Source organism: Weizmannia sp. FSL W8-0401 (genome assembly GCF_038009125.1).
Lineage (GTDB): Bacteria > Bacillota > Bacilli > Bacillales > Bacillaceae_C > Weizmannia > Weizmannia coagulans.
In genome coordinates this window covers 143865-161293 of sequence record NZ_JBBPAG010000001.1, presented here as the reverse complement: position 1 = coordinate 161293, position 17429 = coordinate 143865, and the positions used below count along the sequence as shown (strand labels likewise).

General features: G+C 47.8%; 31 protein-coding genes. All 31 read right to left on the bottom strand.

What is annotated here, in order from left to right:
* Nucleotides 1-127: 127 nt before the first annotated feature.
* On the bottom strand, nucleotides 128-865 hold the full coding sequence (gene truA / locus NSU00_RS00865) for a tRNA pseudouridine(38-40) synthase TruA (protein WP_327076926.1): 738 nt from the start codon (nucleotides 863-865) through the stop codon (nucleotides 128-130).
* Entirely contained in the window at nucleotides 862-1671 is an 810-nt protein-coding gene (locus NSU00_RS00860; protein ID WP_340703212.1) for an energy-coupling factor transporter transmembrane component T family protein, read from the bottom strand. Before NSU00_RS00860 ends, truA begins: the two co-directional genes overlap by 4 nt.
* Nucleotides 1668-2537 (bottom strand): energy-coupling factor ABC transporter ATP-binding protein, encoded by an 870-nt coding sequence (locus tag NSU00_RS00855; protein WP_013858107.1) that lies wholly within the window; start codon nucleotides 2535-2537, stop codon nucleotides 1668-1670. The genes NSU00_RS00860 and NSU00_RS00855 overlap by 4 nt, the downstream gene beginning before the upstream one ends.
* Entirely contained in the window at nucleotides 2513-3361 is an 849-nt protein-coding gene (locus NSU00_RS00850) for an energy-coupling factor ABC transporter ATP-binding protein (protein WP_340703899.1), read from the bottom strand. Before NSU00_RS00850 ends, NSU00_RS00855 begins: the two co-directional genes overlap by 25 nt.
* Before the next feature lie 526 nt (nucleotides 3362-3887).
* Complete coding sequence (rplQ, locus tag NSU00_RS00845) at nucleotides 3888-4298, bottom strand: 50S ribosomal protein L17 (RefSeq protein WP_029141994.1); 411 nt, start codon at nucleotides 4296-4298, stop codon at nucleotides 3888-3890.
* A gap of 48 nt (nucleotides 4299-4346) precedes the next feature.
* The gene (locus NSU00_RS00840; protein WP_017554014.1) at nucleotides 4347-5291 is read right to left on the bottom strand and encodes a DNA-directed RNA polymerase subunit alpha; all 945 of its coding nucleotides are present in this window, start codon (nucleotides 5289-5291) and stop codon (nucleotides 4347-4349) included.
* Between the two features lie 180 nt (nucleotides 5292-5471).
* Nucleotides 5472-5861 carry a 30S ribosomal protein S11 gene (rpsK, locus tag NSU00_RS00835; RefSeq protein ID WP_013858103.1) on the bottom strand — a complete coding sequence of 130 codons (390 nt, stop codon included), beginning with the start codon at nucleotides 5859-5861 and terminating at the stop codon, nucleotides 5472-5474.
* A gap of 21 nt (nucleotides 5862-5882) precedes the next feature.
* Nucleotides 5883-6248: a 30S ribosomal protein S13 gene (gene rpsM / locus NSU00_RS00830; protein WP_013858102.1), complete on the bottom strand. Its 366-nt coding sequence runs from the start codon at nucleotides 6246-6248 to the stop codon at nucleotides 5883-5885.
* Nucleotides 6249-6269: 21 nt separating this feature from the next.
* Nucleotides 6270-6383, bottom strand: a complete 114-nt coding sequence (rpmJ, locus tag NSU00_RS00825; protein WP_003156543.1) for a 50S ribosomal protein L36 — start codon at nucleotides 6381-6383, stop codon at nucleotides 6270-6272.
* Nucleotides 6384-6485: 102 nt separating this feature from the next.
* The gene (infA, locus tag NSU00_RS00820; RefSeq protein WP_013858101.1) at nucleotides 6486-6704 is read right to left on the bottom strand and encodes a translation initiation factor IF-1; all 219 of its coding nucleotides are present in this window, start codon (nucleotides 6702-6704) and stop codon (nucleotides 6486-6488) included.
* 567 nt (nucleotides 6705-7271) lie between these two features.
* Entirely contained in the window at nucleotides 7272-7922 is a 651-nt protein-coding gene (locus NSU00_RS00815; RefSeq protein WP_340702173.1) for an adenylate kinase, read from the bottom strand.
* Between the two features lie 47 nt (nucleotides 7923-7969).
* Nucleotides 7970-9262: a preprotein translocase subunit SecY gene (gene secY / locus NSU00_RS00810; protein ID WP_340702172.1), complete on the bottom strand. Its 1293-nt coding sequence runs from the start codon at nucleotides 9260-9262 to the stop codon at nucleotides 7970-7972.
* Complete coding sequence (rplO, locus tag NSU00_RS00805; protein WP_340702171.1) at nucleotides 9262-9702, bottom strand: 50S ribosomal protein L15; 441 nt, start codon at nucleotides 9700-9702, stop codon at nucleotides 9262-9264. Before rplO ends, secY begins: the two co-directional genes overlap by 1 nt.
* Before the next feature lie 30 nt (nucleotides 9703-9732).
* Nucleotides 9733-9912, bottom strand: a complete 180-nt coding sequence (gene rpmD / locus NSU00_RS00800) for a 50S ribosomal protein L30 (RefSeq protein ID WP_013858096.1) — start codon at nucleotides 9910-9912, stop codon at nucleotides 9733-9735.
* 13 nt (nucleotides 9913-9925) lie between these two features.
* Nucleotides 9926-10426: a 30S ribosomal protein S5 gene (gene rpsE, locus NSU00_RS00795; protein WP_013858095.1), complete on the bottom strand. Its 501-nt coding sequence runs from the start codon at nucleotides 10424-10426 to the stop codon at nucleotides 9926-9928.
* A gap of 23 nt (nucleotides 10427-10449) precedes the next feature.
* Nucleotides 10450-10812 carry a 50S ribosomal protein L18 gene (gene rplR / locus NSU00_RS00790; protein WP_340703156.1) on the bottom strand — a complete coding sequence of 121 codons (363 nt, stop codon included), beginning with the start codon at nucleotides 10810-10812 and terminating at the stop codon, nucleotides 10450-10452.
* A gap of 31 nt (nucleotides 10813-10843) precedes the next feature.
* Nucleotides 10844-11380 (bottom strand): 50S ribosomal protein L6, encoded by a 537-nt coding sequence (rplF, locus tag NSU00_RS00785; protein ID WP_017554010.1) that lies wholly within the window; start codon nucleotides 11378-11380, stop codon nucleotides 10844-10846.
* Between the two features lie 29 nt (nucleotides 11381-11409).
* Nucleotides 11410-11808: a 30S ribosomal protein S8 gene (gene rpsH / locus NSU00_RS00780; RefSeq protein ID WP_013858092.1), complete on the bottom strand. Its 399-nt coding sequence runs from the start codon at nucleotides 11806-11808 to the stop codon at nucleotides 11410-11412.
* A 29-nt stretch (nucleotides 11809-11837) separates the two neighbouring features.
* Nucleotides 11838-12023: a type Z 30S ribosomal protein S14 gene (locus NSU00_RS00775; protein WP_014096494.1), complete on the bottom strand. Its 186-nt coding sequence runs from the start codon at nucleotides 12021-12023 to the stop codon at nucleotides 11838-11840.
* Nucleotides 12024-12051: 28 nt separating this feature from the next.
* Complete coding sequence (gene rplE / locus NSU00_RS00770) at nucleotides 12052-12591, bottom strand: 50S ribosomal protein L5 (RefSeq protein WP_013858091.1); 540 nt, start codon at nucleotides 12589-12591, stop codon at nucleotides 12052-12054.
* 25 nt (nucleotides 12592-12616) lie between these two features.
* Nucleotides 12617-12928, bottom strand: coding sequence for a 50S ribosomal protein L24 (gene rplX, locus NSU00_RS00765; RefSeq protein ID WP_013858090.1), 312 nt, complete (start codon nucleotides 12926-12928; stop codon nucleotides 12617-12619).
* A 38-nt stretch (nucleotides 12929-12966) separates the two neighbouring features.
* Entirely contained in the window at nucleotides 12967-13335 is a 369-nt protein-coding gene (gene rplN, locus NSU00_RS00760) for a 50S ribosomal protein L14 (protein WP_013858089.1), read from the bottom strand.
* Nucleotides 13336-13382: 47 nt separating this feature from the next.
* Nucleotides 13383-13646 (bottom strand): 30S ribosomal protein S17, encoded by a 264-nt coding sequence (gene rpsQ, locus NSU00_RS00755; protein WP_013858088.1) that lies wholly within the window; start codon nucleotides 13644-13646, stop codon nucleotides 13383-13385.
* Between the two features lie 20 nt (nucleotides 13647-13666).
* Entirely contained in the window at nucleotides 13667-13870 is a 204-nt protein-coding gene (rpmC, locus tag NSU00_RS00750) for a 50S ribosomal protein L29 (protein ID WP_340702169.1), read from the bottom strand.
* The gene (gene rplP / locus NSU00_RS00745; RefSeq protein WP_340702168.1) at nucleotides 13860-14294 is read right to left on the bottom strand and encodes a 50S ribosomal protein L16; all 435 of its coding nucleotides are present in this window, start codon (nucleotides 14292-14294) and stop codon (nucleotides 13860-13862) included. The genes rpmC and rplP overlap by 11 nt, the downstream gene beginning before the upstream one ends.
* A 2-nt stretch (nucleotides 14295-14296) precedes the next feature.
* Entirely contained in the window at nucleotides 14297-14953 is a 657-nt protein-coding gene (gene rpsC, locus NSU00_RS00740; RefSeq protein ID WP_026104594.1) for a 30S ribosomal protein S3, read from the bottom strand.
* 3 nt (nucleotides 14954-14956) lie between these two features.
* Nucleotides 14957-15298 (bottom strand): 50S ribosomal protein L22, encoded by a 342-nt coding sequence (gene rplV, locus NSU00_RS00735; RefSeq protein ID WP_013858084.1) that lies wholly within the window; start codon nucleotides 15296-15298, stop codon nucleotides 14957-14959.
* Between the two features lie 17 nt (nucleotides 15299-15315).
* Complete coding sequence (gene rpsS / locus NSU00_RS00730; RefSeq protein ID WP_013858083.1) at nucleotides 15316-15594, bottom strand: 30S ribosomal protein S19; 279 nt, start codon at nucleotides 15592-15594, stop codon at nucleotides 15316-15318.
* A gap of 60 nt (nucleotides 15595-15654) precedes the next feature.
* Entirely contained in the window at nucleotides 15655-16485 is an 831-nt protein-coding gene (gene rplB / locus NSU00_RS00725; RefSeq protein WP_071452227.1) for a 50S ribosomal protein L2, read from the bottom strand.
* A 35-nt stretch (nucleotides 16486-16520) separates the two neighbouring features.
* The gene (gene rplW / locus NSU00_RS00720) at nucleotides 16521-16805 is read right to left on the bottom strand and encodes a 50S ribosomal protein L23 (protein WP_017554006.1); all 285 of its coding nucleotides are present in this window, start codon (nucleotides 16803-16805) and stop codon (nucleotides 16521-16523) included.
* A complete protein-coding gene (rplD, locus tag NSU00_RS00715) occupies nucleotides 16805-17428 on the bottom strand; it encodes a 50S ribosomal protein L4 (RefSeq protein WP_013858080.1) in 624 nt (207 codons plus the stop codon). The genes rplW and rplD overlap by 1 nt, the downstream gene beginning before the upstream one ends.
* Nucleotide 17429 lies beyond the last annotated feature (1 nt).

Sequence of the window (17429 nt, the reverse complement as noted above, 5' to 3'; positions counted from 1 at the left end):
GCTTATCGTGGAGTTAAAAAAACAATACCATAGGTTATAATATCGTTTTGGGGCAAGAATGTCAAGCAAATGTTACGCCTGGTCCGGTTGTTTTTATCTTCTTTTTATCATGCGGATCCATGCCCCGTCAATAAGTTACTTTCCATAAATACAATCCTTCCGGCGGCGCGGTTTTGCCCGCATAGATCCGGTTGCGTTTTTCAAGGATTTTGCGCATTTCACCGGGCTCGCGCTTGCCGCTGCCGATTTCAAGCAAAGTGCCGGTTAAGATCCGCACCATATTGTATAAAAAGCCGTTTCCTTTAAAACAGATCACCAATTCATCGTCCTGCCGCAAAAACCGGATCTCTTTCAACGTGCGGACCCTGTCTTCCGCCTCCGTTTTTGCCGAGCAAAAACTCGTAAAATCATGGGTGCCAAGCACGGCGTTTGCCGCCGCTTCCATTGCCCCGGTATCAAGCGGAAACCAGACCCTTAACGCGTAACGGTGCTTAAATGGGCTGCGGACATGGGAAAAATAGATCCGGTAGCGGTATTCCTTCTCTTTTACCGAGTAGCGCGCGTGAAAACCGGGGCCCGCATACGCCGCTGCCGAAACTGAAATATCGCCGGGAAGCAGGCTGTTTAAAGCGGCCGGCCAGCTTGTTTCCGGAATAGAAAGATCCGTATCGAAATGGACCACCTGCCCCATCGCGTGCACGCCGGCATCCGTCCTTCCGGAAGCCGCCGTTTTCACGGGGCGGCCTTTATGAAGAGCGGCCAGCGCCTTTTCGATTTCCTGCTGGACCGTCCGCTGCCCCGGCTGGACCTGGTACCCCGCGAACCGGGAACCGTCGTAACTGACCGTACATTTTACGCGCTTCATAAAATCCCCCCGTCACGGAACAGCACGAGCAGGATGATAACGGCGGCCAGGGCGCAAATGGACAGCGTATCAGCCGTGCGCCAGATGAGCAAGCGGTATTTTGTCCGCCCCTCCCCGCCCTGGTAGCCGCGGGCTTCCATTGCCGTTGCCAGCTCTTCCGCACGTTTGAACGAACTGACAAACAGCGGAATTAATAAAGGAATAATGGCTTTCACCCGGTCTTTTATACTTCCGCCGGAAAAATCGACACCCCGGGCCATCTGCGCCTTCATGATTTTTTCCGTTTCGTCCATTAATGTCGGAATGAACCGCAGTGAAATGGACATCATTAACGCCAGTTCATGGACCGGAAATTTTACTTTCCGGAGCGGCGCAAGCAACATTTCAATCCCGTCTGTCAGCGAGATTGGCGTTGTCGTCAGCGTCAAAAGCGATGTTAAAAAGATCAACAGCATAAACCTGAGCGAAATAAACACGCCCTGCCGGATCCCTTCACTATAAATATGAATAAATGCATAATGGAAAACAAGGCTGCCCTCACGATTGAAAAACAGCTGCAGAAAAAAGGTAAAAATGACCAGCCATAAAATCGGCATTAACCCTTTAATAAAAAAACGGACAGGGACTTTTGAAACCAGCATAACAAGCAAGGTAAAGATTACGAGAATCCCGTAGGTGGCCGCATTATTGGCCAAAAATACAATACAAATAAAGACGAATACAAAAATCAATTTCGAACGCGGATCCATCCGGTGAATGACGGAATCGCCCGGAATATAACGCCCGAAAATCATTTTTTCCATCATGCGCGCCCACCCCGTTTCAAAACCGATTGCAATGCTTCCGCAAGTTCTTCTACTGTCAGGCATGTCTTTTTGAACTTCATACCGGTTTTTTTCTCGAGCATGGTCTGGAAGCGGACAATCTCCGGCACGCTTAATCCCCATTTTTCAAGCAACCCGGGATCGGAAAAGATGTCACGGGGTGCACCTTTTTTCATCAATTTCCCCTGGTGCAAAATGACGAGTTCATCGGCATACAGGGCGGCATCTTCCATGCTGTGGGTAACAAGCACAGTCGTTAAATGCTTCTTCCGGTGCAATTCGTAAAACATGCCCATCATCTCGTGGCGCCCGCGCGGATCAAGGCCGGCAGTCGGCTCGTCCAGCACAAGCACATCCGGTTCCATCGCAAGCACACCGGCGATGGCAACCCGCCGCATTTGCCCGCCTGACAGGTCAAACGGCGATTTTGCAAGAATCTCTTCTGAAAGCCCGACAAGCCGGATGAGTTCCCTTGCCCGCTGTTTCGCTTCTTCATCCGGAACGCCGAAATTTTTCGGGCCGAAACAGATGTCTTTTTCCACCGTTTCTTCAAACAGCTGGTGTTCAGGAAACTGGAACACAATCCCGACTTTTTGCCGGATCGCCTTCAAGTTTTTTTCCTTTTTTCCGCCTTCAATCACCCGGCCGCCGATCGTTACTTTTCCTTTTGTCGGCTGGAGCAGGGCATTCAAATGCTGCAGCAGCGTCGATTTGCCTGAACCGGTATGCCCGATCACGGCGATATAGCGGCCGGACGGGATGGCGAGGGAAATGTCATAGAGCGCAAGCCTTTCAAACGGCGTATTCGGCTGATACCGGTATTCTACTTGTTCAAATGCAATGTCCATAGTGCATCCACCAATTCTTCATCTGTTAAATAAATTTCCGGTAAGTCCAGGCCCCTTGCTTTAAGCGCTTTTGCCATTTTGACCGGGAACGGAATATCGAGGCCAAGCGCGGTCAATGTCTCATCCATTTGAAAAATGTCACGCGGTGTGCCTTCCCGGTAGACCTCCCCGCGGTTCATCACGATCATTCGTTCCGCCTGGGCGGCTTCTTCAAGATCATGGGTAATCGAAATGACGGTCAGCCCCGCTTCTTGTTTCAACTGGTGGATCGTCTCCAGCACTTCTTTGCGGCCGACCGGATCGAGCATGGATGTAGCTTCATCCAAAATGATCACTTCCGGCTTAAGCGCGATGATCCCGGCAATCGCCACCCGCTGTTTTTGCCCGCCTGATAGATGGTGCGGTTCGCGGTCCAGAAAGTCCGACATCCGAACCCGCTTTAAAGCATCATGGACGCGTTTCACCATTTCCTCACGCGGCACACCGTGGTTTTCCAGCCCAAATGCGACATCATCCTGAACGGTTGTGCCGACAAACTGGTTATCGGGATTTTGAAACACCATGCCGACGCGCCTTCTAATTTCCCAGACATTTTCATCCGACAACTTGAGGCCGGAAACCGTTATCGCGCCTTTTCCGGGAAACTGCAAGCCGTTCAGGAGCCTCGCCAGCGTAGACTTTCCGGATCCGTTATGCCCGACAATGGCCAGCCACTCGCCTTTATAAACTTGAAAAGAAATATTTGTTAATGCATATGTTTCCTGTTCCGGGTAACGGAAGGAAACCTGGTCGATGTCAATGATCACGTTCGCGCTGTCTGCCAATGTCGGATTCCTCCTCTGTAACCTGCTTTCTTTGCACGGTTCAAACATGCCAAGCAATCCTTCTTCATCCTCTTCAGCATCATTTTCATCCTGATGGCGGCGCCTTAAAGTTGCAGCAGGGGCAGCCTTCATGCGCCTGCCCCTGCGCCGGCAACAGCCCGTTTAAAAACGGTTTATCTCACGAACGACGATGCCAATGTTTCGCCTGTTTGCTTGTATTTATATTCTACCGTATTGTCGTGCAGTTTGGCGGGTAAAATATCCCCATAATAAAAAAGCCTGCACCCCTCTTCAGTGTAGACGTTAACAATCCGGCGTACAGAAATAAAAAGGGGTGCAAGAGCTAGACGGGCCACAAAATGCGCCCATCGTAACACTCACAGTTTGTTGCATCACGCATAAAAGAAAAGGTTTCATAAACACAGGCTGCCCTCTAGCTGCAAGCCTGCGATGACGAACCGAAAAAAGATAGAAAAAGGGCAAAGAAGCAGTTAAGATTCTTTCAACTGTCCAGCCCTTGAGAAAATCATTCGTTTACTTGCTCTTGGTCTTGCTCTTGCTCTTGCTCTTTCTTTTCAACGAATTCAATAATCGCAACCGGCGCACCATCCCCGCGGCGCGGGCCTACTTTCAAGATGCGGGTGTAACCGCCCTGGCGATCCGCGTAACGTTCTGCAATGACCGAGAATAATTTTTGAACAGCATCCTGTTTTGTTTCTGCGTCAGCTGTTTCATGGCGTACATATGCAGCAGCCTGGCGGCGGGCATGAAGATCACCGCGTTTTCCAAGCGTAACTAATTTTTCAACAACCGAGCGTAATTCTTTTGCGCGTGCTTCAGTTGTTTCGATGCGTTCATTAATGATAAGGTCTGTTGCCAAATCGCGCAGTAATGCTTTACGTTGGGCGCTTGTGCGTCCTAACTTTCTGTAAGGCATGAAGTTCCCTCCCTTATGTTGGATTAATCGCTTTGCCTTCTAACCGGCTCAGTCGTCTTTGCGCAAACCCAAGCCCAAATCTTCGAGCTTTGCTTTGACTTCTTCAAGGGACTTGCGGCCAAGATTCCGGACTTTCATCATATCTTCTTCCGTTTTGTTGGCCAGTTCCTGAACGGTATTGATGCCGGCACGTTTCAGGCAGTTATAAGAACGGACTGAAAGATCAAGTTCCTCAATTGTCATTTCAAGCACTTTTTCTTTCTGGTCTTCTTCTTTTTCCACCATAATTTCCGCATTTTGTGCTTCATCCGTCAGTCCGACGAAGATGTTCAAATGCTCGGTTAAAATTTTGGCGCCTAAAGCAATTGCTTCTTTCGGGCCGATGCTGCCGTCAGTCGTGACATCCAGTGAGAGCTTATCATAATTGCTGACTTGCCCTACCCGGGTATTTTCGACCTGGTAGCTCACGCGTTGAACCGGGGTATAAATAGAATCTATTGGAATGACACCAATTGGATGGTCTTCCCGCTTATTTTGATCAGCAGGAACATAGCCGCGGCCTTGGTTGGCAGTCATGCGCATACGCAAATGCCCGTTTTCGGCAACCGTCGCAATATAGAGATCCGGATTTAAAATCTCCACATCGCTGTCATGCGTAATATCGGCTGCTGTCACAGCGCCTTCTCCCTGTACATCAATCTCAAGCGTTTTTTCCTCATCGGAGTAGATTTTCAAAGCCAGCTTTTTGAGGTTCAAAATAATGCTGGTCACATCTTCAACAACGCCTTCGACTGTCGAGAATTCGTGCATCACGCCATCGATTTGGATGGATGTGACAGCGGCACCCGGGAGTGAAGATAATAGGATACGACGTAAGGAGTTACCCAAAGTAGTACCATATCCACGCTCAAGCGGTTCTACGACGAACTTGCCATAAGTAGCGTCATCGCTGACCTCAACCGTTTCAATTTTTGGCTTTTCAATTTCAATCATTCAAATTAACCCTCCTTCAAAACGTCGAAACCCCGTATAGCACCCCAGAAAGAGCCCTATTCGAAATTCCCCATGCAAAATTCCCTATTATGCATAACAACTGGATCATTCAAATCATTTTTTTGCAGATTATGCATCATATCCCATTATAGACAAGGATACAAAATCTATACAAAAAAATCAGACACGGCGACGTTTTGGCGGGCGGCAACCATTATGCGGCACAGGTGTTACGTCTTTAATGGCTGTAACTTCAAGCCCGGCAGCCTGCAGGGCACGGATAGCGGCTTCACGGCCTGCGCCAGGTCCTTTTACAGTTACTTCCAAAGACTTCATCCCATGTTCCATCGATGCTTTCGCGGCTGTTTCAGCAGCCATTTGTGCAGCAAACGGCGTTGATTTACGAGAACCTTTGAAGCCGAGCGCACCGGCACTGGACCATGCAACAGCATTCCCATGCACATCCGTGATCGTAACGATTGTATTGTTAAAAGTGGAACGAATATGAGCGACACCTGATTCAATATTCTTTCTTACGCGGCGTTTGCGCGTATTTGTTCTGCGTGCCATATGAACAACCTCCTTTGCTTATTATTTCTTCTTACCGGCAACCGTTTTACGCGGGCCTTTGCGTGTACGGGCATTGTTTTTCGTGTTTTGCCCGCGAACAGGAAGACCGCGGCGGTGGCGGAGACCTCTGTAGGATCCGATTTCCATCAGGCGTTTAATGTTCAAGGAAACTTCGCGGCGAAGATCCCCTTCTACTTTCAGCCTGTCCACGATATCACGGATTTTGTTTACTTCATCCTCTGTTAAGTCGCGGACGCGTGTATCTTCAGAAATTCCGGCCTCAGCAAGAATTTTTTGTGCAGTTGATTTACCGATTCCGTAAATGTATGTTAAAGAAATAACAACACGTTTATCACGTGGAATGTCAACACCGGCAATACGAGCCATACAGGTGCACCTCCTTCAAATTTATCCTTGTTTTTGTTTGTGTTTCGGATTTTCACAGATTACCATTACTTTGCCTTTTCTGCGGATAACCTTGCATTTTTCGCAGATCGGCTTCACAGATGGTCTAACTTTCATGGTTTACCCTCCTTAATATACGGAGTACAGGCCCGGTACCCTTTATCCAGACAGATTCCCCGGGCAGACTTTCCGTTTCACCGAAAAAGCCGTGTATCTACATTATTTAAACCGGTACGTAATTCTACCGCGGGTCAAATCATATGGGGACAGTTCAACTGTTACTTTATCGCCCGGTAAAATGCGGATAAAGTTCATCCGGATTTTACCCGACACATGTGCAAGAACAGTGTGACCATTTTCTAATTCTACCTTAAACATGGCATTCGGCAAAGTTTCGCTTACAATGCCCTCAACTTCAATAACGTCATCTTTCGCCATCGAACTATTCTCCCTCCTCCTAACATTTAGGACCTGGCAATGATACTTTTCCAAAACCTTAAAACGATTAGGCTCGCCAAAACTCCCGCTTCAGGAAGCGGCCGGCCTGCTGCATATTCACGTAAACCGGCTGATCCGGGGGGCCGGCAGGAGCTGATAAACGTTCCCAAGGTTACATGGTTCTTTCATGTCAGTCTTGACCAATCCCATGTCCGGCATACATGTGAACGAACGAAAGCCATTTGCACAGAATTGAATTGCATGAGAGACGTTCGAATGGCGCTTACTGGCAATCCTGACAACGGAAGCCGCCTTCCTCATCTATTGATTACAAGTTAACGGATGAAGCAAATCGCCAATAAAACAGAGCCGTCATTTCACCCGTGAAATATCCAGCGGTGAAAATGCCACGAAAACCATTATAACCTTTTTAAGCGGAAATTGCATCAAACTTGAAAAGTTTTTTACCGTCAGGACACAGCCGAAAAGCCGTCCGGATAAAACTTCCAAAGGTGGTTTCCATCCAACGTGATTGCGGCTCTCATGAATTCACCAAGTCGTTCACGTTTAACCCAGTTGGCCCAGCAATTGATCGATATCCGCAAAAACTTGATGAATATCCTGCTGGCCGTTTACATTCCGCAAATAGCCTTTTTCCTCATAAAAGTCCAGCAGCGGCCGGGTTTGCTTCATATTGACATCGAGCCGGTTCCCGACAGTTTCTGCGTTGTCATCCGGCCGTTGATACAGCGGGCCGCCGCATTTGTCGCAAACGCCCTCCGTTTTTGGCGGATTAAACACGAGATGGTAAGTCGCACCGCAATTTTCACAAATTCTCCGACCGGTCAGCCGCTCTGTCAGAATCTTCCGGTCCACCTCTATGTTGATAACATAATCAAGCCGTTTGCCAAGGCTGCTTAAAATATTTTCCAAAGCTTCTGCCTGGGCAACCGTCCGCGGGAAACCGTCAAGCAGGAAGCCATTTTTGCAGTCATCCTTGCTTAACCGTTCGCGCACGATCCCGATCGTTACTTCATCAGGGACCAGTTCGCCTTTGTCCATAAAGGACTTGGCTTTAAGCCCCAGCTCCGTTTCTTCCTTTATCGCCGCCCGGAACATGTCTCCGGTGGAAATGTGAGGAATGGCATACTTATCAATGATTTTTTCGGCTTGAGTCCCTTTACCGGCTCCGGGAAGGCCCATTAACACTAAATTCATCGTACAGCCCCCTTATTCCTGACATGGTTTCAAGTGCAAAACCATTTTTATTTGATAAAGCCTCTGTAATGGCGTTTAACAAGCTGTGCTTCCAGTTGCAGCATCGTTTCAAGCGCAACCCCGATCACAACGAGCAGGCTTGTGCCGCCGATTCTGGCGGAAGTCGGGAGCCCGATGACATTCGTGAAAATGACAGGCAGAATGGCAATCACAGCAAGAAAGATTGAACCGACGAATGTCAGCCGGTATAAAACCGAAGTGACATATTGCTGTGTGTTTTTGCCCGGGCGGATCCCCGGAATATAGCCGCCTTGTTTCTTTAAATTGTCGGCAAGCTGCTCCGGATTGACTTGTACGAATGCATAAAAGTACGAAAAAGCGATAATCAACGCCACATAAATCAAAGCTCCGACCGGTTTTGTATAGTCAAAAATATACTGGATGTTGCTTGCCACACTGCTGGAACCGAAAAACGAAGCAATCGTCTGCGGCGCAATAATGAACGAAATCGCAAAGATAACCGGAATGACCCCGGCAGCATTGACCTTTAAAGGCAAATGCGTTGACTGCCTGCCGGTTGTTGCCCTGCCGGAAATGTGCTGGGCATACTGGACCGGTATCTTTCTCGATGCCTGCTGGAAATAGATGACTCCGACCACAATGGCCAGAATGATCAATGCAAGAAAAGCCAGCAAAACAATCTTCAAAAACAGCTGGGAACCGGCATTTTCAATTTGCTGTGCGTAAATCTGGTTGATGGCTGTCGGAATCCCGGCAATAATGCCGGCCATAATCAAAATGGAAATCCCGTTTCCTACGCCTTTGGCCGTAATTTGTTCGCCGAGCCACATCAAAAATGTGGTACCGGCTGTCAACGTCAGTGCGATGATCAAATACGTCCAGAAACCGGACTTCGTAATCAGTGCCCCCTGCGCCAAATTATTAAAGCCATATGACATGCCGAAGCCTTCAATTAAAGCCAGGATAACCGTAAAATAGCGTGTAAACTCACTCAGCTTACGACGCCCCACTTCACCCTGTTTTGCCCACTCGGCAAACTTCGGCACAACATCCATTTGCAAGAGCTGCACAATAATGGAAGATGTGATATATGGCATAATGCCCATTGCAAAAATGGAAAAGTTCTTCAGCGCACCGCCCCCAAAAGTGTTTAGAAAGCCGACTAAACCGTTTTGGGTGGAGGCTTCCAATACGGAAGCATCCACATAAGGAACAGGAATAAAGGCTCCTATGCGGAATACAACCAGCATGAGGAGGGTGAAAATAATTTTATTTCTTATCTCACCCACACGCATCAAATTGGCGATTGTCTTGAACATTAAATCACCTCGGCTGTACCGCCAGCAGCTTCTATGGCTTCTTTGGCAGCAGAGGAGAATTTATGTGCTTTTACGGTCAATTTTTTCTCGAGTTTGCCGTTTGCAAGCACTTTTACGCCCGATTTTTCCTTGCTGATCACACCTGTTTCCAATAAAAGGGCAGGCGTTACTTCCGTGCCTTCTTCAAAACGGTTTAAAACGTCCAGGTTCACAATGGCATACTCTTTACGGTTAATGTTCGTAAAACCGCGTTTTGGCAAACGGCGGAACAACGGGGTTTGGCCGCCTTCAAAACCGAGGCGTACACCGCCGCCGGAACGGGCGTTTTGGCCTTTGTGCCCTTTGCCGGCTGTTTTTCCGTTGCCGGAACCAATACCGCGGCCGACACGGTTGCGTTTTTTACGAGATCCTTCTGCAGGTTTTAATTCATGAAGTTTCATGGTTGCACCTCCTTATCTTAAAATCAAAAATTATTGTTCCGATACAGAAACAAGATGGGACACTTTATTGATCATGCCGCGAATTGCAGCATTGTCTTCTTTCTCAACAGTCTGGTTGACTTTGCGCAGGCCGAGCGCTTTTACCGTATCGCGCTGATCCTGCGGGCGGCCGATGACACTGCGGGTGAGGGTGATTTTCAATTTTGCCATGAGCGTTCCCTCCTTAACCTAATAATTCTTCGACAGATTTATTGCGCAGTTTCGCAACTTCATCCGCACGCTTCAATTGTTTAATGCCGTCCATTGTGGCACGGATCATGTTAATCGGTGTGTTTGAACCAAGCGATTTGGACGTAATATCCGCAATACCCGCAAGCTCAAGGATCGCACGGACAGGGCCGCCGGCGATAACACCGGTACCAGGGGAACCCGGTTTCAGCAGGATTTTGCCTGCACCGAAGTGGCCAACAACTTCGTGCGGAATCGTTGTGCCCGCAATCGGTACCTCTACAAGATTTTTCTTCGCATCTTCAACAGCTTTGCGGATCGCATCCGGCACTTCCTGCGCTTTTCCGGTTCCAAATCCGACATGTCCGTTCCGGTCGCCAACAACGACAAGTGCGGAAAAGCGGAAACGGCGCCCTCCTTTTACCACTTTGGCAACGCGGTTAATCGTAACAACACGTTCCTCTAACTCAAGTTTGTTTGGGTCAATACGTAGCATGTAAAATTTCCCCTCCTTTTTGATTAAAATTGTAATCCGTTCTCACGGGCTGCATCGGCAAGCGCTTTGATACGGCCATGATAGAGATATCCGCCGCGGTCAAAAACAACTTCTTTGATACCTTTTTCCACTGCGCGCTTTGCAATCAATTCGCCCACCTTTTGTGCAGCTTCCACATTTCCGGTTGACTCAAGGCTCAACTCTTTATCGAGCGTGGAAGCGCTGGCCAGTGTGACGCCATTTACATCATCAATCAATTGGGCATAAATGTTTTTGTTGGAACGATAGATACTCAGGCGCGGACGTTCAGCCGTTCCGCTTAATTTTGCGCGGACGCGTGCATGCCTTTTTTTGCGTACTTGATTTTTATCCGGCTTCGTGATCATCGAATTCACTCCTTTCTCATCCTAGGCGGCATTATTTACCGGTTTTACCTTCTTTTCTGCGTACATATTCGCCTTCGTAACGAATCCCTTTGCCTTTATAAGGTTCAGGCGGGCGGACGTCGCGGATGTTGGCGGCAAATGCGCCGACGCGTTCTTTGCTTACGCCTTTTACGACAATTTTTGTATTGGAAGGCACTTCGACTTCCAGGCCTTCTTCCGGTTCAAATTCAACAGGATGGGAGTAGCCGACGTTCAATACGAGTTTTTTGCCTTGTTTTTGGGCGCGGTATCCAACCCCAACCAGTTCCAAAGATTTTTCAAAGCCTTTCGACACCCCTTCCACCATGTTTGCGAGCAGTGCGCGGGTCGTTCCGTGCAAAGCGCGGTGGTTTTTGCTGTCTGAAGGGCGTGTTACGTGAATGATATTGTCTTCTACGGCAATGTTAATATCAGGGTTGAAGCTGCGGGTCAGCTCACCTTTAGGCCCTTTAACCGTAACTGTATCTCCGTTAATGGTTACCGTAACGCCGGATGGAATTTCAACCGGTTTTTTTCCTATACGTGACATAATTTACACCTCCGTTCAACGTCAAATGATTACCAAACGTATGCTAAAATTTCTCCGCCGACATTGTTTTTCCGTGCTTCTTTGTCGGTTAAAACGCCCTGAGAAGTAGAAACAATTGCGATGCCAAGCCCGTTCAGCACTTTCGGCACTTCACCTGCTTTTGCGTATACGCGCAGGCCCGGTTTGCTGATGCGCTTGATCCCTGTAATGACGCGTTCGTTGTTTGCGCCGTATTTCAGGAAGATCCGGATAATCCCTTGTTTGTTATCCTCGATATATTCAACATCACGCACGAAACCTTCACGTTTCAAAATCTCGGCGATCTCTCTCTTAATCTTGGAAGCCGGGACTTCCAATTTTTCATGACGCACTGTATTTGCATTACGGATACGCGTAAGCAAATCTGCAATCGGATCAGTCATGACCATTTCTTTTACCTCCTTCCCAAATTCGAGTTTTACCAGCTGGCTTTTTTCACGCCAGGAATTTGACCTTTATATGCAAGTTCGCGGAAACAAATACGGCAAAGTTTAAATTTGCGAATGACGGAATGCGGTCGGCCGCATCGTTCGCACCGGGTATAAGCCTGAACTTTATACTTCGGTTCACGTTTTTGTTTCGCAATCATTGATTTTTTAGCCACGTTTTCGCCTCCCTTTTTAGCGCCCGCTTTATTTTTGGAATGGCATTCCGAGCAGGCCTAACAGTTCACGTGATTCTTCGTCCGTGTTCGCAGTGGTGACAATGACGATGTCCATCCCGCGCACTTTGCTGACTTTATCGTAATCAATTTCAGGGAAGATCAGTTGCTCTTTAATGCCGAGTGTATAGTTTCCGCGGCCGTCAAATGATTTTTTCGATACGCCGTGGAAGTCGCGCACACGCGGAAGCGAAACTGAAATCAGTTTATCGAGGAATTCGTACATGCGCTCGCCGCGGAGGGTTACTTTCGCGCCAATCGGCATCCCTTCACGAAGGCGGAAACCTGCGATCGATTTTTTCGCTCTTGTCACAACCGGTTTTTGGCCGGAAATCAACGTTAATTCTTCTACTGCATTGTCGAGCATTTTTGCGTTTTGGACAGCATCGCCAACACCCATGTTGATCACGATCTTTTCAACTTTAGGCACTTGCATAACGGATGTATAGTGAAACTTGCTTGTTAAAGCAGGAATAACTTCTTTTTCATATTTTTCTTTTAGGCGGTTCATGTCGTGTACCTCCCTTCATGTTCAACTATTTATCTAAAACTTCACCGGATTTTTTTGCTACACGCACTTTTTTGCCGTCCCTTATTTCATATCCGACACGTGTCGGCTCATTTGTTTTCGGATCAATCGGCATCACATTGGACACGTGAATGGGCGCTTCCATATCGAAAATACCGCCCTGTGGATTTGCCTGGGAAGGTTTCGCGTGTTTTTTGACAATGTTCACGCCTTCCACAATCACACGGTCTTTTTTCGGATATGCCGCAAGGATCGTACCGGTTTTGCCTTTATCTTTGCCGGAGATCACCATTACCTTGTCACCTTTTTTGACATGCATTACAGTCGCACCTCCTTGATTGTCACAAACTGTATCGATTAAAGCACTTCCGGAGCCAGTGATACGATTTTCATGAAATTGTTGTTGCGCAGTTCACGTGCAACAGGCCCGAAGATACGCGTGCCGCGAGGGCTCTTGTCGTCACGGATAATGACGCATGCATTTTCATCGAAACGAATATAAGAACCGTCGCTGCGGCGCACTCCGCTCTTTGTACGGACCACAACAGCTTTCACTACATCACCTTTTTTAACAACGCCTCCAGGTGTTGCTTGTTTTACCGTAGCAACGATGACATCTCCGATATTCGCGGTTTTCCGGCCGGATCCGCCCAATACTTTAATCGTCAAAACTTCACGTGCACCTGAGTTGTCAGCTACTTTTAAACGGGTTTCTTGTTGGATCATCCTCGTTTACCTCCCTTCGGAATCAACCGTATCCGAACTGATACAAATTAGATAATGACTGCTTTTTCAACGATTTCCACCAGGCGGAAACGTTTTGTAGCAGATAACGGGCGTGTTTCCATGATTCTTACGATATCGCCGACTTTGGCTTCGTTGTTTTCATCATGTGCCTTGAATTTTTTCGAGTATTTTACGCGTTTGCCGTACAGAGAATGTTTTTTGTAAGTTTCTACAAGAACAGTAACGGTTTTATCCATTTTGTCTGATACGACACGGCCGGTGTATACTTTGCGTTGGTTGCGTTCACTCATGTATCGCGAACCTCCTCCCATTATCGGTTGGTAATTCCAATTTCTCTTTCACGAATGACGGTTTTCATGCGGGCAATCGATTTACGAACTTCACGAATGCGGGCAGTGTTCTCTAATTGTCCGGTCGCAAGCTGGAAGCGAAGGTTGAACAGCTCTTCCTTCAGCGACTTTACTTTTTGTTCAATTTCGGCAGTGGTTAAGTCACGAATTTCTTTAGCTTTCATTAGATTCACCACCAATTTCTTCACGTTTTACGAACTTGCATTTAATCGGCAGCTTGTGGGACGCAAGGCGCAAAGCTTCGCGTGCGACTTCTTCAGGAACACCGGCAATTTCAAACAAAATCTTGCCCGGTTTCACAACAGCCACCCAACCTTCAGGCGCACCTTTACCGGAACCCATCCGGACTTCAAGCGGTTTTGCTGTATATGGTTTATGAGGGAAAATTTTTATCCATACTTTACCGCCACGCTTCATATAACGTGTCATCGCAATACGGGCAGCTTCAATTTGGCGGTTTGTAATCCAGGAAGCTTCCAAAGCCTGCAAACCATATTCGCCAAATGCAACTTCAGTGCCGCCTTTTGCACGGCCGCGCATTTTTCCGCGGCGTTCACGGCGGTATTTTACACGTTTAGGCATCAACATGATCAGTTTCCCCCTTCCTCGGTTTTTTTCTTGGCAGGAAGGATTTCCCCGCGGTAAATCCAAACTTTTACGCCCAGTTTTCCGTAAGTCGTATCTGCTTCGGCATGGGCATAGTCAATATCCGCACGAAGCGTATGAAGCGGAACTGTACCTTCGCTGTAATGTTCTGCACGGGCAATATCCGCACCACCCAGGCGTCCTGAAACCTGCGTCCGGATTCCTTTTGCACCGGCACGCATCGCACGTTGGATCGCCTGTTTTTGCGCACGGCGGAAAGAAACACGGTTCTCCAGCTGGCGGGCAATGTTTTCCGCAACAAGTTTTGCATCAATATCTGCCTTTTTAACTTCGACAATGTTAATGTGGACTCTTTTTCCTGTTAAAGCATTCAGTGCTTTACGCAATGCTTCTACTTCCGAACCGCCTTTACCAATCACCATGCCCGGTTTTGCCGTGCGGATTGTAATGTTGACACGGTTTGCAGCACGTTCAATTTCCACGCCAGAAACAGAAGCATCCGCGAGGCGCTTTGCGATATATTCACGAATTTTAATGTCTTCGTGCAATAGATCGGCATAATCTTTTTCTGCGTACCATTTCGATTCCCAGTCACGAATCACTCCGATTCGCAAACCGATAGGATTTACTTTTTGACCCACCAATTATCCCTCCTTTTGATCTGATACTACGATCGTAATATGGCTCGTGCGTTTGTTGATCTGGCTTGCGCGCCCCATTGCACGCGGCCGGAAACGTTTCAGTGTAGGACCTTCATCGACATAAGCCTTTTCCACAACAAGGTCGTTTGCGTCCATATCGTAGTTGTGTTCTGCGTTCGCAATCGCAGAGTTGAGTACTTTTTCAATAACCGGCGAAGCAGCCTTTGGCGTAAATTTCAAAATCGAAAGCGCTTCTCCTACTTGCTTTCCTCGAATTAAATCAATTACCAGGCGTGCCTTACGAGGAGCAATACGGACTGTTTTCGCGACAGCTTTTGCTTGCATTGGAATACCTCCTCCCGTTAGCGTCTTGTCTTCTTATCGTCACCGGCGTGACCTTTGAATGTACGTGTCGGAGCAAACTCACCGAGCTTATGGCCGACCATATCTTCCGTGATGTATACCGGAACATGTTTACGGCCGTCATACACAGCGATTGTGTGGCCGACAAATGCAGGGAAAATCGTCGAACGGCGTGACCACGTTTTGATCACTTGCTTCTTGTTGGATTCGTTCAATTTTTCCACTTTCACCATTAAGTGATCGTCAACGAAAGGCCCTTTTTTCAGACTGCGACCCATGAATAGTCCTCCTTCCTGATTAGAGCTACGGTTCAAGCTACGAACCGTAGTTCAACAGCATTATTTTTTACGGCGCCGTACAATAAATTTATCTGAAGTATTTTTCTTCTTGCGCGTTTTGTAACCAAGTGTCGGCTTGCCCCATGGTGACATTGGCGATTTACGGCCGATCGGAGCGCGGCCTTCACCACCGCCGTGCGGGTGATCATTCGGGTTCATAACAGATCCGCGGACAGTCGGGCGTACACCCATCCAGCGTTTGCGGCCTGCTTTACCGATGTTGACCAGTTCGTGCTGTTCGTTGCCAACCTGGCCGACCGTTGCGCGGCAAGTTGCAAGAATCATGCGCACTTCGCCGGAATTCAGGCGGACAAGCACATATTTGCCTTCTTTACCAAGCACTTGTGCTGAAGTACCAGCAGAACGGATCAATTGGCCGCCTTTGCCTGGTTTCAATTCAATGTTATGGATGACCGTACCAACAGGAATTTCAGAAAGCGGAAGTGCATTTCCGACTTTAATGTCTGCATCCGGCCCGGACATCACTTCCATGCCGACAGTTAAATTTTTTGGTGCAAGGATGTACCGTTTTTCACCATCTACATAGTGAATCAAAGCAATATTAGATGAGCGGTTCGGGTCATACTCGATTGTGGCAACGCGCCCTGGTATACCATCTTTATCGCGTTTGAAGTCGATAATCCGGTATTGGCGCTTATGGCCGCCGCCCTGATGACGAACAGTTAATTTCCCCTGGTTGTTGCGGCCTGCTTTTTTCGAAAGCGGAGCAAGCAGTGTTTTTTCAGGCTTATCCGTCGTGATCTCCGCAAAATCCAAAGCCGTCATGCCGCGACGCCCGTTAGAGGTTGGTTTGTATTTTTTGATCGCCATTTTTTTCCCTCCTCTTCAAGTTTGATGGATCGTATTTAAACCTCAAAGATTTCAATTTCTTTGCTGTCAGCTGTTAACGTAACAACTGCTTTGCGGCGCTTGTTTGTATAGCCGGTATAACGGCCCATGCGTTTGAACTTGCCTTTATAGTTCGCAACGTTCACTTTCGCAACTTTGACGCCGAAAATCTCTTCCACAGCATCTTTGATTTCTGTTTTATTCGCTTTAACATCAACTTCAAATGTATATTTCTTATCTGCTGTCAATTCCATTGAACGTTCAGTAATCACGGGGCGCTTCAGAACATCACGTGCATCCATTAACCAAGCACCTCCTCTACTTTTTCAACAGCGGATTTTGTCATAATCAATTGATCATGGTTTACAACATCCAAAACATTTACGCCTGTTGCTTCAACAACCGTAACACCCGGAATGTTGCGTGCGGACAGTACCACATTTTCGTTCAATCCGTCTGTGACAACAAGTGCTTTTTTATCCACTGACAAATTTTTCAGGACAGCAATAAAATCTTTTGTTTTTGGCGCATCAAAACTTAATGCGTCCAGAACCAAAATATTGTTTTCCTTTACTTTTGACGATAGAGCGGATTTAATCGCAAGACGGCGTACTTTTTTCGGCAGTTTGTAGCTGTAGCTGCGTGGAACAGGCCCGAAAACCGTACCGCCTCCGCGCCATTGCGGGGAACGGATCGATCCTTGGCGTGCGCGGCCTGTGCCTTTTTGTCGCCATGGTTTGCGTCCGCCGCCGCGTACTTCAGAACGGCCTTTTACTTTGTGGGTACCTTGGCGGAGCGAAGCCCTCTGCATGATGATCGCTTCAAATAAAACATGTTCATTCGGTTCGATGCCGAATACAGCGTCGTTTAATTCCACTTCACCGACTTGGGAACCGTTTTGGTTGTATAGAGCTACTTTTGGCATT

Excerpts from the sequence above, each read along its gene's own strand:
- truA (WP_327076926.1), bottom strand. The coding sequence starts at position 865 with ATGAAGCGCGTAAAATGTACGGTCAGTTACGACGGTTCCCGGTTCGCG.
- NSU00_RS00860 (WP_340703212.1), bottom strand. The coding sequence starts at position 1,671 with ATGATGGAAAAAATGATTTTCGGGCGTTATATTCCGGGCGATTCCGTC.
- NSU00_RS00855 (WP_013858107.1), bottom strand. The coding sequence starts at position 2,537 with ATGGACATTGCATTTGAACAAGTAGAATACCGGTATCAGCCGAATACG.
- rplQ (WP_029141994.1), bottom strand. The coding sequence starts at position 4,298 with ATGCCTTACAGAAAGTTAGGACGCACAAGCGCCCAACGTAAAGCATTA.
- NSU00_RS00840 (WP_017554014.1), bottom strand. The coding sequence starts at position 5,291 with ATGATTGAAATTGAAAAGCCAAAAATTGAAACGGTTGAGGTCAGCGAT.
- rpsK (WP_013858103.1), bottom strand. The coding sequence starts at position 5,861 with ATGGCACGCAGAACAAATACGCGCAAACGCCGCGTAAGAAAGAATATT.
- rpsM (WP_013858102.1), bottom strand. The coding sequence starts at position 6,248 with ATGGCTCGTATTGCCGGTGTTGACATTCCACGTGATAAACGTGTTGTT.
- rpmJ (WP_003156543.1), bottom strand. The coding sequence starts at position 6,383 with ATGAAAGTTAGACCATCTGTGAAGCCGATCTGCGAAAAATGCAAGGTT.
- infA (WP_013858101.1), bottom strand. The coding sequence starts at position 6,704 with ATGGCGAAAGATGACGTTATTGAAGTTGAGGGCATTGTAAGCGAAACT.
- NSU00_RS00815 (WP_340702173.1), bottom strand. The coding sequence starts at position 7,922 with ATGAATTTAGTGTTAATGGGCCTTCCCGGAGCCGGTAAAGGGACTCAA.
- secY (WP_340702172.1), bottom strand. The coding sequence starts at position 9,262 with ATGTTCAAGACAATCGCCAATTTGATGCGTGTGGGTGAGATAAGAAAT.
- rplO (WP_340702171.1), bottom strand. The coding sequence starts at position 9,702 with ATGAAACTTCATGAATTAAAACCTGCAGAAGGATCTCGTAAAAAACGC.
- rpmD (WP_013858096.1), bottom strand. The coding sequence starts at position 9,912 with ATGGCAAAATTGAAAATCACCCTCACCCGCAGTGTCATCGGCCGCCCG.
- rpsE (WP_013858095.1), bottom strand. The coding sequence starts at position 10,426 with ATGCTACGTATTGACCCAAACAAACTTGAGTTAGAGGAACGTGTTGTT.
- rplR (WP_340703156.1), bottom strand. The coding sequence starts at position 10,812 with ATGATCACGAAGCCGGATAAAAATCAAGTACGCAAAAAAAGGCATGCA.
- rplF (WP_017554010.1), bottom strand. The coding sequence starts at position 11,380 with ATGTCACGTATAGGAAAAAAACCGGTTGAAATTCCATCCGGCGTTACG.
- rpsH (WP_013858092.1), bottom strand. The coding sequence starts at position 11,808 with ATGGTCATGACTGATCCGATTGCAGATTTGCTTACGCGTATCCGTAAT.
- rplE (WP_013858091.1), bottom strand. The coding sequence starts at position 12,591 with ATGAACCGCCTAAAAGAAAAATATGAAAAAGAAGTTATTCCTGCTTTA.
- rplX (WP_013858090.1), bottom strand. The coding sequence starts at position 12,928 with ATGCATGTCAAAAAAGGTGACAAGGTAATGGTGATCTCCGGCAAAGAT.
- rplN (WP_013858089.1), bottom strand. The coding sequence starts at position 13,335 with ATGATCCAACAAGAAACCCGTTTAAAAGTAGCTGACAACTCAGGTGCA.
- rpsQ (WP_013858088.1), bottom strand. The coding sequence starts at position 13,646 with ATGAGTGAACGCAACCAACGCAAAGTATACACCGGCCGTGTCGTATCA.
- rpmC (WP_340702169.1), bottom strand. The coding sequence starts at position 13,870 with ATGAAAGCTAAAGAAATTCGTGACTTAACCACTGCCGAAATTGAACAA.
- rplP (WP_340702168.1), bottom strand. The coding sequence starts at position 14,294 with ATGTTGATGCCTAAACGTGTAAAATACCGCCGTGAACGCCGCGGAAAA.
- rplV (WP_013858084.1), bottom strand. The coding sequence starts at position 15,298 with ATGCAAGCAAAAGCTGTCGCGAAAACAGTCCGTATTGCTCCTCGTAAG.
- rpsS (WP_013858083.1), bottom strand. The coding sequence starts at position 15,594 with ATGGGTCGCAGTCTGAAAAAAGGGCCTTTCGTTGACGATCACTTAATG.
- rplB (WP_071452227.1), bottom strand. The coding sequence starts at position 16,485 with ATGGCGATCAAAAAATACAAACCAACCTCTAACGGGCGTCGCGGCATG.
- rplW (WP_017554006.1), bottom strand. The coding sequence starts at position 16,805 with ATGGATGCACGTGATGTTCTGAAGCGCCCCGTGATTACTGAACGTTCA.
- rplD (WP_013858080.1), bottom strand. The coding sequence starts at position 17,428 with ATGCCAAAAGTAGCTCTATACAACCAAAACGGTTCCCAAGTCGGTGAA.